Raw genomic sequence first — 2,115 nt, forward strand, 5'->3', positions numbered from 1 at the left:
CCTCCCTCAATTAAGGCAAATTATATTCGAAAGTGCTATTTAAAGGATTAAATTTCTTCTTACCCAGTTCTTTCCCGTTTTTATCAAAAACAGTGATAGAATCTAATGCATTCGGTATTACTTTTATAGCATATCTATTATACATATCAATCTTTGTATCTAAAGAAAAACTCCCATCTGTATAAGTCAATTTAACCGAATTTGATTCATTATTTTTTAAAGATACTTTCCCAAAAATTACAACATTACCTTTATCGAGATGCACTTTTTCCGAAGATATGGCTTCTGTCCTATAACCTACAATTCTTTTTTCATATGCAATTGATAATTCATTATTTGATTCTTGTGTATATGATGCGCCTAAATCTGATATTGCTGATAGTTTATCTAAGTCTGCTTTAATATTATATCCTTCTTTGTATTTTACCTTAAATTTTAATTTATCTATTTCGACTATTTCTTTGAGTAACTCTTTCTTTTTATAGAGTTCGATTTGACTTTCATTAAACAAATATAAATTGTATTGTGTCGGGAAAAAGTAGGTGTTTATACCATCAGCTGACACATCAATTTTACTGACATTATTTAACGATAGTGAAACTCCAACAATTCCTTGAAGTTTAGCGCCAATTGAAGAGATTTGTTTTTTATTTATTTCAAAACTTGTGGTTTTGGATAATATTTTTTTATCAACAAAACCAACTATTTTATCGTCAAAAGAAAAATCCCCACTTCCTATTCTTGTGAATCCGCATCTTATCTGTTCTTCAGTATATGCAGTTTCGAAAGGTACATAGCCAGGAGCAATGGCATTTAAAAAATCATTTAAACTATAATTTTTACATGACGTTAACGTACAAAGCAAAAGAAAGGAAAAGATAGTATAAAGGGATTTTTTTCTAAGCATAGGCGTCTCCTAATAAATCGTTATAAAATGGTATCAGTATTATATAATATTACTATCGAGAAATCAATTTGTCTAGAAATAAATACATTTTGTTTTCTTCGGAAATAAATTTCATAATAATCCTTCTTTAAAGATTATGACCAGAAAACTTTATTTTAAATATGGTTCCCTTGCCAACCTCGCTGTCTACTTCAATAGTCCCGTTGTGTTTTTTTACTATCTCATAACACAAACTTAAACCAAGCCCTGTCCCTTTTCCTTCTTCTTTTGTTGTGTAGAACGGTTCAAAAATATGTTTTTTTACTTCTTCTGGAATCCCTGAACCTGTATCACTTATTAAAATTTCAATATGGTCTGCATATTTAGTAGTTATTCTTAATTCGCCACCATTTGACATGGCGTCAATTGCATTATTACACAGATTTATTATTAACTGCTGTATCTTGTTTTTATTCGCTTTAAACCCGGGTAAATTACCATAATTCTTAATCAATTTTATATTTTTAACCTGAGCCTGAATAAGAACAGTGGCATCATCAATAGTTTTATTTAAATCTATTTCTTCTGTTTCTATCTTCTCTTTTCTGGAAAAAATAAGTAAATTATGAACTAACTCTATAGACCTTTTGGCTTCTCTTTCAATTGTTTCAATAGGTATCTCCAGGAAATTATTGCTTTTTATTTCCCGTTTAAGAGTTTGCGTAAATCCTAAAATCGTAGTCAAGGGATTATTTAATTCGTGCGCTACCCCGCTTGCCAGTTGCCCGAGAGCTACCATCTTTTCCATCTGGCTATTTGTAGAAATGTGTTTCTTGACCTGGTCAATAAGGATTTCCTGTATATATAGGCCTAAAAAAACAAAAACGGCTCCGAATAAAAATATCAATCCGACTAACGCTTCACTGACTATGTGTAAATGAAAACAAAACGCATATGCTACTATAAAATATCCAATCAGAAAGAATATCATTAATACGATATGTATTTTTAGAAATAATGAAATATATCTGCGGTTTGCTGTTGGGACTGAATCTATAACGGCAAATATTTTTCTAAATTTCATAATACGTAAATATCCCACGAGCTTACGCTCGGGGCATTTAAATTCCTAACTCAAGCTTCGCTTGTCCAATATCTTCTTTGCCTTGTTGCTCTATATAGTCTTTTATCACGCGTTCATTGATTCCAACGGTCGAAACAAAGTATCC

The 2,115-nt window shown here is 30.9% G+C and carries 2 protein-coding genes; both read right to left on the bottom strand.

Annotated elements, in window-relative coordinates:
- Positions 1-10 precede the first annotated feature (10 nt).
- On the bottom strand, positions 11-907 hold the full coding sequence (locus tag KKH91_08190) for a hypothetical protein (protein ID MBU0952781.1): 897 nt from the start codon (positions 905-907) through the stop codon (positions 11-13).
- Between the two features lie 127 nt (positions 908-1,034).
- Entirely contained in the window at positions 1,035-1,970 is a 936-nt protein-coding gene (locus tag KKH91_08195) for a HAMP domain-containing histidine kinase (protein MBU0952782.1), read from the bottom strand.
- Positions 1,971-2,115: the final 145 nt, after the last annotated feature.

The sequence above is a fragment of the Elusimicrobiota bacterium genome, from assembly GCA_018816525.1.
Classification (GTDB): Bacteria; Elusimicrobiota; Endomicrobiia; order CG1-02-37-114; family XYA2-FULL-39-19; genus OXYB2-FULL-48-7.